Annotated in this window: 17 protein-coding genes; 11 read left to right on the forward strand and 6 right to left on the reverse strand. The window is 70.2% G+C overall.

All coding sequences use genetic code 11. The features are described 5' to 3' along the window. Positions 1–3: 3 nt before the first annotated feature. The 3 genes from BLW09_RS04005 to BLW09_RS04015 all read left to right on the forward strand — a co-directional run bounded on the left by BLW09_RS04005 (position 4) and on the right by BLW09_RS04015 (position 3,411). On the forward strand, positions 4–1,839 hold the full coding sequence (locus tag BLW09_RS04005; RefSeq protein WP_089908741.1) for a sensor histidine kinase: 1,836 nt from the start codon (positions 4–6) through the stop codon (positions 1,837–1,839). A gap of 94 nt (positions 1,840–1,933) precedes the next feature. Further along, positions 1,934–3,109, forward strand: coding sequence for an inorganic phosphate transporter (locus tag BLW09_RS04010; protein WP_089908743.1), 1,176 nt, complete (start codon positions 1,934–1,936; stop codon positions 3,107–3,109). A gap of 2 nt (positions 3,110–3,111) precedes the next feature. Next, complete coding sequence (locus tag BLW09_RS04015; RefSeq protein ID WP_089908746.1) at positions 3,112–3,411, forward strand: hypothetical protein; 300 nt, start codon at positions 3,112–3,114, stop codon at positions 3,409–3,411. 33 nt (positions 3,412–3,444) lie between these two features. Here BLW09_RS04015 and BLW09_RS04020 read toward each other — a convergent pair whose 3' ends face one another. From BLW09_RS04020 to BLW09_RS04030, 3 genes are all read right to left on the reverse strand, one after another. Beyond that, positions 3,445–3,867, reverse strand: a complete 423-nt coding sequence (locus BLW09_RS04020; RefSeq protein WP_089908749.1) for a hypothetical protein — start codon at positions 3,865–3,867, stop codon at positions 3,445–3,447. A 61-nt stretch (positions 3,868–3,928) separates the two neighbouring features. Then, complete coding sequence (locus BLW09_RS04025) at positions 3,929–4,312, reverse strand: MGMT family protein (RefSeq protein ID WP_089908752.1); 384 nt, start codon at positions 4,310–4,312, stop codon at positions 3,929–3,931. Continuing rightward, the gene (locus tag BLW09_RS04030; protein ID WP_172824172.1) at positions 4,296–4,748 is read right to left on the reverse strand and encodes a GNAT family N-acetyltransferase; all 453 of its coding nucleotides are present in this window, start codon (positions 4,746–4,748) and stop codon (positions 4,296–4,298) included. Before BLW09_RS04030 ends, BLW09_RS04025 begins: the two co-directional genes overlap by 17 nt. Before the next feature lie 146 nt (positions 4,749–4,894). Here BLW09_RS04030 and BLW09_RS04035 point away from each other — a divergent pair, with 146 nt between their 5' ends. Further along, a complete protein-coding gene (locus BLW09_RS04035) occupies positions 4,895–6,109 on the forward strand; it encodes an NADP-dependent isocitrate dehydrogenase (protein ID WP_089908754.1) in 1,215 nt (404 codons plus the stop codon). A gap of 84 nt (positions 6,110–6,193) precedes the next feature. On the opposite strand, the gene BLW09_RS04040 is transcribed toward BLW09_RS04035, so the two are convergent. Further along, positions 6,194–6,985, reverse strand: coding sequence for an SDR family NAD(P)-dependent oxidoreductase (locus BLW09_RS04040; RefSeq protein ID WP_089908757.1), 792 nt, complete (start codon positions 6,983–6,985; stop codon positions 6,194–6,196). A gap of 146 nt (positions 6,986–7,131) precedes the next feature. Between BLW09_RS04040 and BLW09_RS04045 the strand changes: the two genes are divergently transcribed. The 7 genes from BLW09_RS04045 to nagB all read left to right on the forward strand — a co-directional run bounded on the left by BLW09_RS04045 (position 7,132) and on the right by nagB (position 14,945). Next, positions 7,132–8,316: an ROK family transcriptional regulator gene (locus BLW09_RS04045; protein WP_089908760.1), complete on the forward strand. Its 1,185-nt coding sequence runs from the start codon at positions 7,132–7,134 to the stop codon at positions 8,314–8,316. A gap of 80 nt (positions 8,317–8,396) precedes the next feature. Continuing rightward, entirely contained in the window at positions 8,397–9,746 is a 1,350-nt protein-coding gene (locus tag BLW09_RS04050) for an extracellular solute-binding protein (protein ID WP_089908762.1), read from the forward strand. A gap of 94 nt (positions 9,747–9,840) precedes the next feature. Continuing rightward, on the forward strand, positions 9,841–10,794 hold the full coding sequence (locus tag BLW09_RS04055) for a carbohydrate ABC transporter permease (RefSeq protein WP_089908766.1): 954 nt from the start codon (positions 9,841–9,843) through the stop codon (positions 10,792–10,794). Continuing rightward, positions 10,791–11,684, forward strand: coding sequence for a carbohydrate ABC transporter permease (locus tag BLW09_RS04060; protein WP_089908769.1), 894 nt, complete (start codon positions 10,791–10,793; stop codon positions 11,682–11,684). Before BLW09_RS04055 ends, BLW09_RS04060 begins: the two co-directional genes overlap by 4 nt. Then, complete coding sequence (locus BLW09_RS04065) at positions 11,681–13,267, forward strand: glycoside hydrolase family 3 protein (protein WP_089908772.1); 1,587 nt, start codon at positions 11,681–11,683, stop codon at positions 13,265–13,267. The genes BLW09_RS04060 and BLW09_RS04065 overlap by 4 nt, the downstream gene beginning before the upstream one ends. Further along, complete coding sequence (locus BLW09_RS04070) at positions 13,264–14,160, forward strand: ROK family protein (protein ID WP_089908775.1); 897 nt, start codon at positions 13,264–13,266, stop codon at positions 14,158–14,160. Before BLW09_RS04065 ends, BLW09_RS04070 begins: the two co-directional genes overlap by 4 nt. After that, complete coding sequence (nagB, locus tag BLW09_RS04075; protein ID WP_089908778.1) at positions 14,160–14,945, forward strand: glucosamine-6-phosphate deaminase; 786 nt, start codon at positions 14,160–14,162, stop codon at positions 14,943–14,945. The genes BLW09_RS04070 and nagB overlap by 1 nt, the downstream gene beginning before the upstream one ends. 107 nt (positions 14,946–15,052) lie before the next feature. On the opposite strand, the gene nagA is transcribed toward nagB, so the two are convergent. Both nagA and BLW09_RS04085 read right to left on the reverse strand, forming a co-directional pair. Next, positions 15,053–16,249 carry an N-acetylglucosamine-6-phosphate deacetylase gene (gene nagA, locus BLW09_RS04080; RefSeq protein WP_089908781.1) on the reverse strand — a complete coding sequence of 399 codons (1,197 nt, stop codon included), beginning with the start codon at positions 16,247–16,249 and terminating at the stop codon, positions 15,053–15,055. Further along, positions 16,246–16,608, reverse strand: a complete 363-nt coding sequence (locus BLW09_RS04085) for a YrdB family protein (RefSeq protein ID WP_231947045.1) — start codon at positions 16,606–16,608, stop codon at positions 16,246–16,248. The genes nagA and BLW09_RS04085 overlap by 4 nt, the downstream gene beginning before the upstream one ends. Between the last annotated feature and the right edge of the window lie 4 nt (positions 16,609–16,612).

The following is a 16,612-nucleotide window of genomic DNA, read 5'->3' on the forward strand; positions in this document are numbered from 1 at the left end:
CCCATGGATGTCGCGCACACCGCGCGTCCGGAGGCCGCGGTCGGCGGCGTGGATGCGAGGCCCGCACGCCCGGGGGCGGCACGGCTGATCCTGCGCGCGCTGGCCGTCACGGTGACGATCGCTTCCAACGTCACCGCGCAGGTGATGAGCGCGATCACCGGCGACTACGGACCGCGGCCGTCGGGCATCGGGTGGGCCATCGTCTTCGTCTCGGTCGCGGTCGTCTATGTGGTCTGCGCGGTCATCGCCTGGCGCATCGTGCGGAGCCCCATCCCCGGCTGGCTCATGGTCGGCGCCGCATTCTTCTGGTCGGCGGGCGCCTGGTATCCACTGCTCCGGCAGTGGGGCTGGGTCTGGCCGTGGGTTCAAGGGGCGACGGACTTGTGGGCGGTGTTCGTCGGTCTGCTCGTGCTCTGCTACCCGACCGGACGCCTGGCGGCGCGCTTCGACCGGGCCATCCTGCTCGCCATCTCCATCGCCTTCGCCGTGCGCCTCGGAGGTACCCTGCTCTTCTCCTCGCCCGAGCCGGCGGAGTGCGGCTGCACGATGAACCCGTACGCGGCTCTCCCGAGCGACTCGGCCGACTACTGGCTGGGACTCGCGTGGCGGTTCGTCGGGCTCGCGCTCATGCTCACCGTCGCGGCCCGGCTGATCGCGCGCTGGTTCACCAGCTCGCTCCCGGCGCGCCGCGTGGCGTTCGTGATGCCGCTCGCCATCCTGCTGTGGTGCTACGGCACCGTGCAGGACTCGCTGAGCTTCGCGTTCGGGTGGGACGGCGGCTGGTTGCAGTTCATCCCGCCGGTGGCGATCGCGCTCATCCCTCCGGCCTTCGTCGGTGGCGTGCTCTACGCGCGGGGACTGCGCTCGCGGATGGCCGACCTCGTCATCGTCGCGCGCGACAAGGTCGACCGCGGACTGTGGGAGTCGAGCCTCGCCCGGATGCTGCACGACGGCTCGCTGCGCGTGTTCTGGTGGGATGAACCGCTGCAGAGCTACCAGACCAGCGACGGCAGGCCGATGCCCGAGGCCGGCCCGGCCGACCGGCCGGGGCGGTCGGTGCTCGCGATCGACTCGGACCAGGGACCGATCGCCCTGATCGAGCACGATGTCGCGCTCAGCCAGGACGACCGCCTGCTCGATGCCGTGTCCTCCGCCCTGCTGCTGTCGGTCGACAACGACCGGCTGCGCGGGAGGCTGGAGCACACCATCCAGGAGCTCCGCGAGTCCCGTCTGCGCATCGTCGAGGAAGGCTACCTGGCCCGCAGGCGACTGGAACGCGACCTGCACGACGGCAGCCAGCAGCAGCTCGTGTCGCTGGCCATCAGCTTGCGCATCGCGACGGCGAAGGCCGAGGCGCACGGCGACCAGGAGCTCGCGGACGACCTGCAGCGCGCGTCCGGGCAGCTCGCCGACGCCCTGCGCGAGCTGCGGGAGCTCGCCCGCGGCATCCACCCGACGGTGCTCACCGACGGCGACCTCCGTTCGGCGATCGACGAGCTGGGACTCCGCAGCCACGTGCCCGTCGAGGTCCACGTCGACATCGCCGAGCGGCTGCCCGAGGTCGTCGAAGAGACGATCTACTACTGCATCTCCGAGGCCCTCGCCAATGCGGCGAAGCACGCGCGGGCGCGCACCTGCACGGTCAGCGTGACGCGTTCCGACTCGACCGTCACGGTCATCGTCAAGGACGACGGCCAGGGCGGCGCCCGCATCGAGCCGGGCGGCGGTCTGGAGGGGCTGCGCGACCGGGTGGAGGCCGTGTCCGGCCGGGCGGAGGTGCGCTCGGTCGAGGGGCTCGGCACCATCATCGAGCTGACCATCCCGGTGCAGACTCCCTGACCAGAATTCACCCCCCGTTCACGAACGCGGCCGGGGATCGGCGTACTCAGGGGATGGACGCAGCGCGCGCCCGCCCTCACCGGAAGGAACGCCGATGGACATCATCGTCACGGTCGTCGCCGTGATCGTCGTCGCCCTCGTCTTCGACTTCACGAACGGCTTCCACGACACCGCGAACGCGATGGCGACCTCTGTCGCCACCGGCGCCCTCAGACCCCGGACAGCCGTCCTCATCTCGGCCGTCCTGAATCTGGTCGGCGCGTTCCTGTCGACCGCTGTCGCCCAGACCATCTCCGGCGGCGTCATCAAAGAGGGGTCGTCGGGTGTCGACATCACCCCGACGATGATCTTCGCCGGGCTGGTCGGCGCGGTGCTGTGGAACCTGGTCACCTGGTACTTCGGCCTCCCGTCGAGCTCGACGCACGCGCTGTTCGGCGGCCTGATCGGTGCAGCGGTGATCGGCGCGGGCTTCGGCGCCGTGGACTGGGGCGTGCTGCTGAGCAAGGTCATCGTGCCCGCGCTGCTGTCGCCGCTGGTGGCCGGCGGCGTCGCCCTGGTGGCCACCTTCGCCGCCTACCGCATCACGCGCAACGCGCGGGTGCACGGGGCGGAGACCGGATTCCGGCACGGCCAGACCGTGTCCGCCTCCCTCGTCTCGCTCGCACACGGCACGAACGACGCCCAGAAGACCATGGGGGTCATCACCCTGACCCTGATCGCGGCCGGCTACCTCGGTTCCGGGAGCGCTCCGCCGCTCTGGGTGATCGTCTCCTGCGGCCTCGCCATCGCGCTCGGCACCTACCTCGGCGGCTGGCGGATCATGCGGACGGTCGGCAAGCGGATTACCGACGTGAAGGCGCCGCAGGGGTTCGCGGCCGAGACGTCGTCGGCGGCGACCATCCTCGTCTCGTCGCACCTCGGCTTCGCGCTCTCCACCACTCAGGTCACGTCGGGAGCCGTCGTCGGCAGCGGGCTGGGCAGGAAGCTCGCCTCGGTGCGCTGGGGCATCGTCGGCCGCATCGCGACTGCCTGGGTGGTGACGCTTCCCGCCGCGGCGCTCGTCGGCGGTCTGGCGGCGTGGATCGCCTCGGTCAGCGTCGCCGGACTCATCGGCGTCGCCGTGGTCGGGCTCATCGCGGGTCTCGGGCTGTACGCGCTGTCCCGGCGCAACCCGGTCACCCGCCACAACGTCAACGAGGGCGGCGACACCGGGCGTGACGCCGCGGACGCGCGCTCGACGGTCTCCGTCGGCGCTGGACAGGAGGGATGAGGATGCGACAGCCAATCCTGCATGCGGCGGCGCCGGAGGGGTCGTTCCTCGGCGTCGACTGGGGCTCGTTCGTGGTGGTGCTGCTTGTCGCGTTCGCCGCGACCACGGTGGTCGTCATCGGTTACGCGGCGGCGCTCCGGCTGCTGGCGGTCGGCGCTCCGCCCGACGACGCCGGGGGAGCGGTGGCCGTCCGGACGACGCGACGCCCGGTGGTCGCGACGGTCGGAGCGGCCGTCTGCTTCGCCGTCGCGGGCGCGGCGGTGCTGTTCGGGATCTGGCTCATCGTCCCGCAGTTCCACTGAGTCACCCGCAGCCGCAGTGGCGCAGGGGCCGGCCTACTTCGCCGGCGACTTCACGGCCCAGACCTGCTCGCCGATGGCGAAGGCGGCCCATCCGTTGGGGCACTTGGAGGCTTGCGGCGGGATGCCCTGGACCGGCCACCAGCTGTCCTCGATCGGAGGCTTCGGCGTCGCGACGTTGCCTGAGCACACGTTCGGCGCCAACAGGGTCTTGGACGAATAGGTCATGATCGCCGAGCCGTTCGTGGTGTCGTAGTCGACGCGGATGATCGTCGCGTCGTCCGGGACGAACGTGGGGGAGCCGATGAGCGCGGTGTTCGACGCCTTCATCTCCTTCGCGGTGTCCCAGATCGCCGAGTCCACGTGAGGTTCGAACGCCGTCAGCACCGAGCAGCCCGACAGGGCCAACGCCAGGGCGGACGTCGTCGCGAGGACTCCGACGGTTCGGATGCGGGGCACGGCAGCTCCAGAGGAAGGTGACAAGGATCTCCTACGAGTGAACACTACGGAACTGAATGGTTCATCGGTCGGAGGGATGATTCCGCGCGTCGTCGTAGCGGGCCGCTCGTAAATCTACCCGGTACGGCGTCGTCCCACCGCCCAGCAGGGGTGTGCCCTCCGCGCGATAGTGCTGCAGCGCGATGTGTTCGTGGTGGACGGCGGGATGCCCGCTCGCCCGCACCACGCGCCACCACGGCACGTCGGAGCCGTAGTACGCCATCACCTGCCCGACCATGCGCGCGGCGCGCGAGCCCAGGGCGGCCGCCACATCCCCGTAGGTCATGACGTGTCCGGGAGGGATCGCGTCGACGACGTCGAGCACCCGCTCGACGAAGGATGCGCTCTCCCCGTCGTCCGGGGCGGGTCCCTCGTCAGAAGGCCCGCGGTCAGAGTTCGAGGGCACCGATCGTCTCGCCGTACTGCGTCTCGCCGATCGGCTGGAAGCCGCTGCGCAGGAAGAACTGCTCCGGTCCGAGCTCGCCCGACTCCCAGATCACGTAGAGGCGCTTGTGCCCGCGGGCGCGCGCCTCATCGGCCAGCGCGCGGACGGCGAACGTGCCGATCCCGCGGCCCTGGTCGTCGGCGTCGACGTTGATGCGCCAGAGGATCGCCTTGAACTCCTCGTGCTCGGCGTTCGGGTCGAAGTTGCCCATGATGAAGCCGACCACTTCGTCGCCGTCGAGCACGACGCGCTGCCACGAGGTGTTCGGATCGGCGACCGCGGCCGCGGCCGAGTAGGAGACCGGAGCGATGAACTGCTCCTGGCCCGGCTTCAGCGTGAGCGCGTTCGCCGCGATCACGGTTCGCGCGCTCAACTCTTCCAGTCTCAACTCAGCCATGACGAAAGGGTAACGTGCGCGGGCGACCGCAGCATAGTCGCGCGGCGGCCGACCGTCTGCCGAGAGAAAATGTCTCGATGTCAAGATAGTTGTCGCGCTCGGGTAAGCTGTCGTCGGCGTAAAACGGCAGACACCCCAGGAGAACCATGGACAAGATCAAGGTTGACGGAACGGTCGTCGAACTCGACGGCGACGAGATGACACGCATCATCTGGAAGGCCATCAAAGACTCTCTCATCCACCCGTACCTCGATGTGAACCTCGAGTACTACGACCTCGGCATCCAGAAGCGCGACGAGACCGACGACCAGATCACCATCGACGCGGCCCACGCCATCCAGAAGCACGGCGTCGGCGTGAAGTGCGCGACCATCACCCCCGACGAGGCCCGCGTCGAGGAGTTCGGCCTGAAGAAGATGTGGAAGAGCCCGAACGGCACCATCCGCAACATCCTCGGCGGCGTGGTCTTCCGTGAGCCGATCATCATCTCCAACATCCCGCGGCTCGTCCCGGGCTGGAACAAGCCGATCATCATCGGCCGTCACGCCTTCGGCGACCAGTACCGCGCGACCGACTTCACGTTCGACGGCCCGGGCACCCTCACCATCAGCTTCCAGCCGAACGGCGGCGGGGAGGCGCAGAGCTTCGAGGTCTACCAGGCCCCCGGCGCGGGTGTGGCGATGGCGATGTACAACCAGGACGAGTCCATCCGCGACTTCGCCCGCGCGTCGTTCAACTACGGTCTCGACCGCCAGTACCCGGTCTACCTGTCGACCAAGAACACGATCCTGAAGGCCTACGACGGCCGGTTCAAGGACCTGTTCCAGGAGGTCTTCGACACCGAGTACAAGGAGAAGTTCGACGCGGCCGGCCTCACCTACGAGCACCGCCTCATCGACGACATGGTCGCCTCCAGCCTCAAGTGGGAGGGCGGTTACGTCTGGGCCTGCAAGAACTACGACGGCGACGTGCAGTCCGACACCGTCGCGCAGGGCTTCGGCTCGCTGGGTCTGATGACCTCGGTCCTGACCACGCCGGACGGCAAGGTCGTCGAGGCGGAGGCCGCGCACGGCACCGTCACGCGCCACTACCGCCAGTACCAGCAGGGCAAGCCGACCTCGACCAACCCGATCGCCTCGATCTTCGCCTGGACGCGCGGCCTCGCGCACCGCGGCAAGCTCGACGGCAACCAGGACCTCATCGACTTCACGCACACCCTCGAGGACGTCGTGGTGAAGACGGTCGAGGAGGGCAAGATGACGAAGGACCTCGCGCTCCTCGTCGGTCCCGAGCAGAAGTTCCTCACCACCGAGGAGTTCCTGGACGCCATCAGCGAGAACCTGAAGGCGCGCCTGGCCTGATCCTCGCTCCGCATTCGTGCCGAATGCGCGCCGTTCGTGACGAATGGCGCGCATTCGGCACGAATCGTTAAGGTGTGGCGCGGGTCAGCGGGCGGTCCAGCCGCCGTCGATCGCCAGGGTCTGGCCGGTGATGAGGGAGGCGGACGGCGAGGCCAGGAACGCTACGGCACCGGACACCTCCCGCGGCTCCCCGATGCGGTGGAGGGCGGCGATGCGCTCGACGGTGTCGGCACGGAACGCGTCGTCGGAGAGCGCGGCGGACGTGCCGTCGGTCTCGATGAAGGTGGGCGCGACGGCGTTGACGCGGATGCCGTACTGTCCCCACTCGACGGCGAGGCAGCGGGTCAGGTGGACGACGGCGGCCTTCGCCGCGCAGTAGGACGCTTCGCCGGGAAGGGCCACGAGCCCGGCCTGCGACGCGACGTTCACGATCGCGCCGCCTCCGTTCTCGCGCATGCTCTTCGCGACGTGCTGCGACAGGAAGAACGTCGAGCGGGTGTTGAGCTGCCAGACGTGATCGAAGTCCTCCTCGGTGACCTCGAGAGCCGGTGCGTCGATCCCGCCGCCGGCGTTGTTGACCAGGATGTCGATGGGACCGCGCTGCTCGGTGACCGCGTCGATGGCCGCGCGGCACGCGGCCAGGTCGAGGACGTCCATCCGGATCGCGGCAGCATCGACGCCGAAGGCGCGCAGCTCCTCGAGCAGCCCGGCGGAGCCGTCGGGATCGCGGACGCCCAGCACGACGTCGGCGCCCTGGCCGGCGAGCTCGAGCGCGATCTCGCGCCCGAGGCCGCGGCTGGCGGCGGTGACGAGCGCGCGCGATCCGGTGAGCGCGAACGGGGTGCGGGCGGGGGCGGGGGCGGCTTCTGCGACCATGGGGGGAGCCTAACCCGCCGCCGTCCGGCGAACCGGGCGCGGAGCGGCCCGCCGCCCGCGACGCTCGCGACGCGCGCTCACGCGTCTGTGTAACGACTTCGTTTCGTCTCTTGCAATTCATTTGTTCGTAAGCTTTACTAACAAACATGACGACGACCGAGGTGCAGAGCGGCACCGGGGGACTGGCACCGGGACGGGCGCTCCGTCCGCGCGCCAAGGTGCTCCCCGAGCACGCTCGCAGCCACAACCGGTCGCTCGTCCTGCAGACCCTGTACCGGGATGGACAGCGCAGCCGCGCCGACCTCGCGCGGGAGACGGGGCTCACCCGCGTGACGGTGTCCGACCTGGTCGCCGACCTGCTCGCCGAGGGGCTCGTCGTCGAACTCGGGCAGCGGGAGTCGGCGCGACCGGGCAAGCCGGCCGTCCTCCTCGACATCGACCGTGCGGCGCACCAGATCATCGGAATCGACCTCAGCGACCACGACCGCTTCCGCGGAGCGGTGATGGACCTCGACGGGCGCATCCTCGCCCGGGCCGAGGTCATGCTCGCCGACGACGAGGGCGGCGAGTCCGCGACAGGCGAGGCCGCCGCCGCGAAGGTCGACGCGCTCGTCGACCGGCTGACCGCTTCCACCACCGCTCCCGTGCTCGGAATGGGTGTCGGCTCGCCCGGTGTCGTCGACCTGACCGGCACGATCCTGACGGCGCCCAACCTCGGCTGGGACGACCTCCCGCTGCAGCGACGTCTCGCCGACCGCACCGGGCTGGCGGTCGTCGTCGCGAACGACGCCAACGCCGCGGCGCTCGCCGAGCACACGTACGGCGGCGCCGCGGGCGACATGATGCTCATCCGCGTCGGTCACGGCATCGGCGCGGGCCTCCTGGTCGCCGGCGCCCTCGTCTATGGCAGCCACTTCGCCGCCGGCGAGATCGGGCAGGTCATGGTCGGAACCGACCTGGGCCTGGATGCGACCTACAACCGCGACCAGGTGCTGGAGCACTGGCTCAGCGTCCCGCAGTTGCAGCGCGGGATCCGGGAGGCCGACGCCGCCGGCGCCGACGCCACGCCCATCCTGCGCGAAGCGGGCCAGCGGCTCGGCATCGCGCTCGCGCCCGTCGTCGGCGCCCTCAACCTGTCGGAGATCGTGCTCAGCGGCCCGACCGAACTGCTCGACGGCGCCTTGGCCGAGGCGACCGTCCACACGCTCCGGAACCGGACCATGGCTCAGAACCATGCCGACCTGTCCCTCCGGATGACCACGCAGGGGCAGGACATCGTCCTCCGCGGCGCGGCCGTACTCGTCCTCTCCGGACAACTCGGGGTCTCTTGACACAGCACCACCCGAACTCGACCCCTGCACCGACGGTGTGCTGCACCCGCAGCCACTGACCACTACGAAAGGAACCAGCAATGAAGAGAAAGCTCGTCGGCCTCGCCGCTGTGGCAACGGCTTCCGCTCTCGTGCTCGCCGGATGCGCCTCGGGAGGCTCGACCGCCGCGAGCACCGACGGCAAGGGCAAGACGGTCACCCTGTGGCTCGTCGGCTCCGACACCCCGGACAAGCTCCGCGACTACCTCAAGACGGAGTTCGCCAAGGAGACCGGAGCGACACTCAAGATCGAGCAGCAGGACTGGGGAGACATCGTCACCAAGCTCACCACAGCCCTCCCGGACGCCAACAACACCCCGGATGTGACCGAGATGGGCAACACCCAGTCGCCCACCTTCACCAACGTCGGCGCCTTCCTCGACATCTCCGACATGTACAAGGACCTCGGCGGGAGCGACCTGCTGCAGTCCTTCGTCGAGGCCGGGAAGGTGGACGGCAAGAACTACACGCTGCCCTACTACTTCGGCTCGCGCTACATGTTCTACCGCAAGGACATCTACCAGGCCGCCGGCGTGAGCGTGCCGACGACCCTGGACCAGTTCAACACCGACGTGGCCGAGATCACGGCGAAGAACCCGAAGGGGATCGACAACTTCTCCGGCTTCTTCCTCGGCGGCCAGGACTGGCGCGACGGCATCTCCTGGATCTTCGCCAACGGCGGGGACATCGCCACGAAGGACGGCGACAAGTGGAAGGCCACGCTCGAGTCGGAGGAGTCGCTGAAGGGTCTCCAGCAGCTCCAGGACCTGTACAAGAACGCCTCCAAGGCGCCGAACGACGCCAAGGACTCGAACCAGTACATCTACCTGAACGACACCGACCAGACGCTCGACGCCGACGGCAACAAGAGCGGCGACACCTCCCTTGCGGCGGCCACCATCATGGCTCCGGGATGGGCGCACTGGTCGATCGGCGACCTCGGAACGGGCGCAGACGGCAAGCCGACGCGCACCTGGAACGACAACACCTTCGGAACGTTCGTCCTCCCGGGGAACGACGGCAAGCCGGCCCCCGTGTTCGCGGGCGGCTCCAACATCGGCATCTCGGCGAAGACCAAGGAGCCGGGCCTGTCCAAGACGCTCCTGAAGATCATCTTCTCCAAGGAGTACCAGGAGATGCTCGGCAAGAACGGCCTGGGCCCGGCGAACGAGAAGTACACCTCCTCGCTCGGCGACGACCAGTTCGCGAAGGCGCTCATCGAGTCGGCATCCAACTCGAAGCTGACCCCGGCCGCTCCCGGCTGGGCCTCGGTCGAGGCCGGCAACGTGATGGAGGAGTTCTTCTCCAAGATCCGCGACGCCTCCGACCTGAAGGCGCTGGCGCAGGAGTACGACAAGAAGATCGACGCGCTGCTCAACGTCAAGAGCTAGCGCTCTCCACCCGATTGACGCGACGCGCCGTGCCGGGACGCACCGGCACGGCGTGTTGCGTCGACTCGATGACAATCACGGAAGGAGGCCGCAGGTGACCGCCACCGAAGACACCCGCATCGCCGTGGCCCCGCCGGCCCCGGCCCGGGACGCACCGCGCCGCCGCCGCGGAAAGCTGACGCCGTACTCGCTGCTGCTCCCGGCCATCCTCATCCTGCTGCTCGCGCTCGGCTACCCGATCGTGTGGCAGCTGATCACCTCGATGCAGCATTTCGGACTGGCGCAGCAGTTCGGCAAGCCGGCCGACTTCGTCTGGTTCGAGAACTACATCACCCTCTTCTCCGACGGCTACACCTGGGTCGTCGTCGGCCGTTCCATCGCCTTCTGCCTGGTCACGGCCTTCGTCACGGTCGTGATCGGCGTCGGCATGGCCCTCCTGATGAACGCGGTGAACAAGGTCGTCCGCATCATCCTGCAGGTCGCCCTGCTGCTCGCCTGGGCGATGCCGGTCGTCGCGGCCATGACGGTGTGGAACTGGCTGTTCGACTGGCGCCGCGGCGTCGTCAACTACGTGCTCACCTCGTGGGGGCTCGACTTCCAGGACCACAACTGGCTGCAGAACCCGCTGTCGTTCTTCTTCGTCGCGATGGTGATCGTGACATGGATGAGCGTGCCCTTCGTCGCGTTCTCCGTCTACGCCGGGCTGACCCAGGTCTCCACGGAGGTCGTCGAGGCGGCCCAGATGGACGGCGCTCGCGGCTGGCAGCGGTTGCGCTACATCATCCTGCCGATCATCCGACCGGTTCTCGGCATCGTCCTGCTGCTCCAGATCATCTGGGATCTCCGCGTGTTCGCGCAGATCAAGCTGCTGCAGGACAAGGGCTCCATCGCCAGCGAGACCAACCTGCTCGGCACCTACATCTACCAGCTCGGCGTCGGCTCGAGCGACTTCGCGATGGCGAGCGCCGTCAGCGTCTTCGTGCTCGTGCTCACCGTCGCGCTCAGCTGGTTCTACGTGCGCTCCCTGCTCAAGGAGGACGAATCGTGACCACCGCGACCTCGACCCGGCCCGCCGCCGTCGCCGCGCGGCCCCGCCCCCGCCGCCGCATCCGCGTCTCCCGTGTGCTGCTCGGCGCCCTCGCCGTCGTGCTCGCCCTGGTGTGGGTGTTCCCGGTGTACTGGATGGTGAACTCGGCGCTGCTGCCGAACGTCATCCTGCAGAACTCCACGCCGACGTGGCTGCCGTTCGGCGGCTCGTTCGACAACTTCTCGGCGGTCGTCGAGGGCGGGACGTTCTTCCCCGCGCTCGGGATGAGCGTCGCTGTCGCCCTCATCACCGTCGTGTGCTGCCTGGCGTTCGCCTTCCTGGCGGCGCTCGCGATCAGCCGCTTCAAGTTCCGCGGTCGGCGCTCGTTCGTCCTCGCGGTGCTGCTGATCCAGATGCTTCCGGCCGAGGGCCTGTTCATCGCGCAGTACAAGCTGATGGGCACGCTGGGCCTGCTGAACACGGTCGTCGGGGTCAGCATCCTCTACATCGCCGCCGTCGTGCCGTTCACGATCTGGATGCTGCGGGGCTTCGTCGCCGGCATCCCGGCCGACCTGGAGGAGGCCGCCATGGTCGACGGCCTCAGCCGCACGCAGGCCTTCCTGCGGATCACCTTCCCGCTGCTGGCCCCGGGGCTCGTCGCGTCCGGTGTGTACGCGTTCCTGCAGGCGTGGAACGAGTTCACCGTTGCGCTCGTCATCCTGCCGCAGTCGAGCAGCGCGACGCTGCCGCTGTGGCTGCGCGGGTTCGTCCAGCAGTCCGCATCCAGGGCGACCGACTGGGGACAGGTCATGGCCGCCTCCACGCTGGTCGCCGTCCCGGTCATCATCTTCTTCCTCATCGTGCAGGGCCGGATGACCAGCGGCCTCGTCAGCGGGGCGGTGAAGGGGTGAGCGGCGCCTCCGTCGCCCACACCGCCGCCGTCGATCCGGACCTCCGCCGCAGCATCGCCGCCACACTGCTGCCCGGGTTCGTCGGGACGACGCTGCCCGCCTGGCTCGAGGAGCGCCTGCGCGGCGGCCTCGGCGGGGTGTGCCTGTTCGGGCAGAACATCGCGACGGCGGAGCAGTTGCGCGCTCTGACGGACGCGATCTACGCCGCGAACCCGGATGCCGTCGTCGCGATCGACGAAGAGGGTGGCGACGTCACGCGGCTCTACTACGGGAGCGGTTCGCCGTACCCGGGGAACGCGATCCTCGGCCGCCTGGGCGACCCCGGCTACACGGAGCGCGTGGCGCGCCGGGTCGGGGAGGAGCTGCGCCGGGCCGGCGTGAACCTCGACTTCGCCCCGGACATCGACATCAACTCCAACCCGGACAACCCGGTGATCGGCGTGCGGAGCTTCGGGTCGTCGCCCGAGGTCGTCGCGGAGCACGGCGCGGCCTGGACCCGCGGGCTGCAGTCCGCGGGCGTCGCGGTCGCCGCCAAGCACTTCCCTGGGCACGGCGACACCGGGACCGACTCGCACCTCGAACTGCCGGTCGTCGACCTGTCGCCGCAGCAGCTGCGCGAGCGGGAGCTCGTGCCGTTCCTGGCCGTGATCGACGCAGGAGCACGCGCGGTGATGACCTCGCACATCCTGCTCCCGCAGCTGGATGCGGTGCTCCCGGCGACACTCAGCCCCGCGATCATCGGAGGGATGCTGCGCGGCGAGCTCGGCTTCGACGGCGTCGTCGTCAGCGACGCGCTGGACATGCGGGGCGCGAGCGGCGACCGGGGCATCCCGGAGGCGGCCGTGCTCGCGCTCGCCGCCGGCTGCGACCTGCTCTGCATCGGCACCGAGAACACCGACGACGAGCTCGCCGCGATCGAGCGGGCCATCGCCGACGCGCTCGCGACGGGACGTCTCGCCGCATCCCGCATCGCCGATGCCTCCGCCCGCGTCCGTGCCCTCGCGCGCTCCCTCCCGCCCACCGTCGAGTCCGCGAGTTTTGCACGCGACACGGCGGATGAGCGTACAAAATTCGCGGACTCGACGGTGGGGGATGCGGACGCGGCGGACGGGGTGCGGGCGGCGGACGTGGTGGCGGCGGAGCGGGCGTTCGATGTGAGCGAGCACGCGCGAGGGTGGCTGCGGGAGAACGGCGGAGGGCGGTACTCGGTCGTCCGCATCGACACCGAAGCCAACATCGCGGTCGGGACGGCCCCGTGGGGCCCGTTCTCCGAGGTGGAGGCCGACCCGGGCAGCCCGTGGGCCACGGCGTTCACCGCGAACCCGGCCGTCGTGTTCACCGAGAGCGACCATCCCGACCTCGTGCTCGCGGCGCAGTCGCCGGTGCTCGTCATCGGCAAGGACAACCACCGGCACGCCTTCGCCCGCGCCGCCATCGACCGGCTGCGCGCCGAACGCGAGCGCGTGCTCGTCGTCGACATGGGCTGGCCGAGCGACGACCGCGCCTACGCCGACATCGCGACCTTCGGCGCATCCCGGCTGGTCGGACGCGCGCTGCTCGAGCTGCTCGGGCGCCGGACGTGAGACTCGGGATCGACATCGGCGGCACCAAGACCGACGCGGTCGCCGTCGATGAGCTCGGCGCGCTCACACAGAGGGTGCGGCTGGCGACCGGGTTCGGGCACGACGCCGTCCTCGAGACCGCCGTCGCGGCGGTGGCGCGCATCGGCGAGCTCACCGGGCTCGCACCGGGCGGCTTCCAGTCGATCGGGATCGGCGTGCCCGGCATGGTCGACACCGCCTCCGGGCAGGTCGCGCACGCGGTCAACCTCGGACTCGAGCAGCTGGAGCTCGGCGGGATGCTCGCCGGCCGGCTCGGCGTCGGCGTCCGCGTCGAGAACGACGTGAAGGCCGCCGCCCTCGGCGCCTACCACCTGCTGCGGCTGACCGGCACCATGGCGTTCCTCAATCTCGGGACGGGGATGGCCGCAGGCATCGTCGTCGACGGCCGGCTCTGGCGCGGGAGCACGGGAATCGCCGGCGAGATCGGCCATCTGCCCGTCGACCCGCAGGGCGTGCTCTGCGCCTGCGGTCAGCGCGGCTGCCTGGAGACGGTGGCGAGCGGCTCCGGCGTCGCCCGCCAGTGGCCGACCGACGACCCGCTCCCCGTGCGCGCGCTGTTCCTCGCCGCGGCGGAAGGCGACCCCGCCGCGCGGGCGATCACGGCTAGGCTGGCTGCGGGCATCGCCTCCGCGGTGCGCGTCCTCGTGCTCACCGTCGATGTCGGCACCGTCGTCATCGGCGGCGGTCTGAGCCACCTGGGGGAGCGCCTGCTGGGCGACGTCCACGAGGTGCTGCACGACTGGGAGCGCACGTCGCCGTTCCTGGCGTCGCTCGACCTGCCCGGGAGGGTGCGCCTCGTCCCCGAAGACACCCCCGTCGCCGCGCTGGGCGCGGCACTCGTAGGAGAGAACTGATGGCCGAAATCGTCGTCGTCCGCGACCAGGACGCCGCGGGTGAACTCGCCGCGCGCAGCATCCTCGATCTGATCGCCGCCAAGCCCGACGCGGTGCTGGGGCTGGCCACCGGATCCACCCCGCTGGCGGTCTACCGGGCTCTGGAGCGCGGTATCCGGGAGCGCGGCGTGGACGTGTCCCATGTGCGCGGCTATGCGCTCGACGAGTATGTGGGGCTTCCGGCCGGGCATCCCGAGTCGTACCGCGCGGTCATCACGCGCGAGGTCGTCGAGCCGCTCGGGCTGACGCCGTCGCTCATCCACGTGCCGAACGGGTCGCTCGACGGCATCGAGCACGCCGGCGCCGACTACGAGAAGGCGATCGCCGAGTCCGGCGGAGTGGATGTGCAGCTCCTGGGCATCGGGACCGACGGCCATATCGGGTTCAACGAGCCCGGCTCGTCGTTCGCGTCGGTGACCCGCGTGAAGACGCTGACCGAGCAGACGCGGAAGGACAACGCGCGCTTCTTCGCCTCGGAGGACGATGTGCCGATGCACTGCATCACGCAGGGGCTGTCGACCATCCTGCGCGCCAGGCACCTGATGCTGCTCGCGTTCGGCGAGGGCAAGGCGGAGGCCCTGGCGGGTGCGGTGGAGGGGCCGGTGTCGGCCTCGAACCCCGGCTCGGCCATCCAGCTGCACCCGCACGTGACGGTGCTGGTGGATGAGGCGGCCGCGTCGCGCCTGAAGAACCTCGACTACTACCGCTACGCGTACGCGAACAAGCCCTCCTGGCAGACCCTCTGACCCGTACCCGACTGCGCCGCCGTCGAGTCCGCACAGACTGCACACGACACGCCGCCGGAGCGTGCAGAGTTCGTGTACTCGACGGCGGGCCGGGCGGGCGGGGCTGGTCAGCGGGGGAGCGGGGCGCCGTCGGCGACGACGGCGGTGACGTTCCAGTCGTGGTCCAGGAGGACCGCGTCGGCGACGTAGCCGGCGTGCAGCCGCCCGAGGCGGTGGCCCTCGCCGAGCACCCGAGCGGGCGTGCGGGTGAGGGCGGCGACCGCGACGACCGGATCGAGCCCGGCGAGCGTGACCGCGTTCCGGAGGGCGACATCCTGGGTCAGGGTGGATCCGGCGATCGTGTCGGTGCCCGAGAGCACGGCCAGTCCGTCGTGGACGGTGACGTTGAGGCCCCCGAGACGGTAGTCGCCGTCCGTGGCGCCGGCGGCGGCCATCGCATCGGTCACGAGCGCGACGCGGCCCGGTGCCTCCCGGAACAGCAGCGCCCCGACCGTCGGGGCGACGTGCAGCCCGTCGAGGATGAGCTCGAGCGTCACCTCGGGGTGGTCGATCGCGGCCATCACGGGCCCGGGCGCGCGGTGGTGGATGCCCGGCATCGCATTGAACGCGTGCGACAGCAGCCGCGCGCCCACCTCGAACGCGCGGGCCGTCTGGGCGTACCCGGCGGCGGTGTGCCCGACGCCGACCACGACGTCCGCTTCGATCAGGACGCCGATCGCCTCCAGCGCGTTGGGCAGCTCCGGTGCGATCGTCGCCGTCCGGAGCGTCCCGCGGGCCGCGGCGATGAGTTCCTCCACGGCCTCCGGCTCGGGGTCGCGGAGGAATCGCGCGTCGTGGGCGCCGCGCCGCTCGGCGGCGAGGAAGGGACCCTCCAGGTGCGATCCGAGCACCAGCGGGTCGCTCGCGGTCAGCTCGGCGACGACCGCGAGGCTCTCGCGCAGCGACGCCAGCGGGTTCGCGACGTGCGAGACCAGCGACCGGGTGGTGCCGTGCGCGCGGTGCGTCGCGAGGGCAGCGCGCATCTGGTCGACGCCGTCGTCGTAGGGGTGCCCGCCGCCGCCGTGGCAGTGCAGGTCGATGAAGCCGGGCGTCAGCCAGTGGCCGTGGGCGTCGATGACCTGCACGTCGGTGCTGGACGGGTCGAGGCCCGCCGCATCGTCGTCCGTGCCGCTCCGCACCGCCTCGCGCCAGCCCGCGCCGGTGCCGGTCGCGGTGATGTGTGCGCCCTCGGCGACGAGCCAGAAGTCGTCGACCAGCCCCTCCGCATCCAGCTTGCGGGCGCTGTGGATGACGAGGCCGCTCACGAGAACTCGCGCCGTCCGTTGATCACGCCGCTGATGGTCGCGATGACGGCGAAGACGATGGCGACGACGGGCTGACCGAGGTCCCACCAGGCGAACGCCGCAGAACCCATCACGACGATCTCGACGATCGCCTTGACGAACGGGTCGACGTGGAGCACGGCCCGCGGCGACCGGAACAGCGCCCACAGCAGGATCGCGACGACCGGAGCGCCGATGCCGACGAGGATGTTCCACGGGAGCGGCCAGGCGAGGAAGCCCCAGATGCCGAGCGAGACGATGGCGAACAGCTCGAGGACGAAGCGCAGGATGTCGTTCGGCCCCACCGTGAGCCGGGCGTGCTGGTCGGGTGCGGAGGTCACCACG

Origin of the sequence: Leifsonia sp. 21MFCrub1.1, from assembly GCF_900107895.1 — a bacterium.
Taxonomy (GTDB): Bacteria; Actinomycetota; Actinomycetes; order Actinomycetales; family Microbacteriaceae; genus Leifsonia; species Leifsonia soli.

Excerpts from the sequence above, each read along its gene's own strand:
- BLW09_RS04005 (WP_089908741.1), top strand. The coding sequence starts at position 4 with ATGGATGTCGCGCACACCGCGCGTCCGGAGGCCGCGGTCGGCGGCGTG.
- BLW09_RS04010 (WP_089908743.1), top strand. The coding sequence starts at position 1,934 with ATGGACATCATCGTCACGGTCGTCGCCGTGATCGTCGTCGCCCTCGTC.
- BLW09_RS04015 (WP_089908746.1), top strand. The coding sequence starts at position 3,112 with ATGCGACAGCCAATCCTGCATGCGGCGGCGCCGGAGGGGTCGTTCCTC.
- BLW09_RS04030 (WP_172824172.1), bottom strand. The coding sequence starts at position 4,748 with ATGGCTGAGTTGAGACTGGAAGAGTTGAGCGCGCGAACCGTGATCGCG.
- BLW09_RS04035 (WP_089908754.1), top strand. The coding sequence starts at position 4,895 with ATGGACAAGATCAAGGTTGACGGAACGGTCGTCGAACTCGACGGCGAC.
- BLW09_RS04040 (WP_089908757.1), bottom strand. The coding sequence starts at position 6,985 with ATGGTCGCAGAAGCCGCCCCCGCCCCCGCCCGCACCCCGTTCGCGCTC.
- BLW09_RS04045 (WP_089908760.1), top strand. The coding sequence starts at position 7,132 with ATGACGACGACCGAGGTGCAGAGCGGCACCGGGGGACTGGCACCGGGA.
- BLW09_RS04050 (WP_089908762.1), top strand. The coding sequence starts at position 8,397 with ATGAAGAGAAAGCTCGTCGGCCTCGCCGCTGTGGCAACGGCTTCCGCT.
- nagB (WP_089908778.1), top strand. The coding sequence starts at position 14,160 with ATGGCCGAAATCGTCGTCGTCCGCGACCAGGACGCCGCGGGTGAACTC.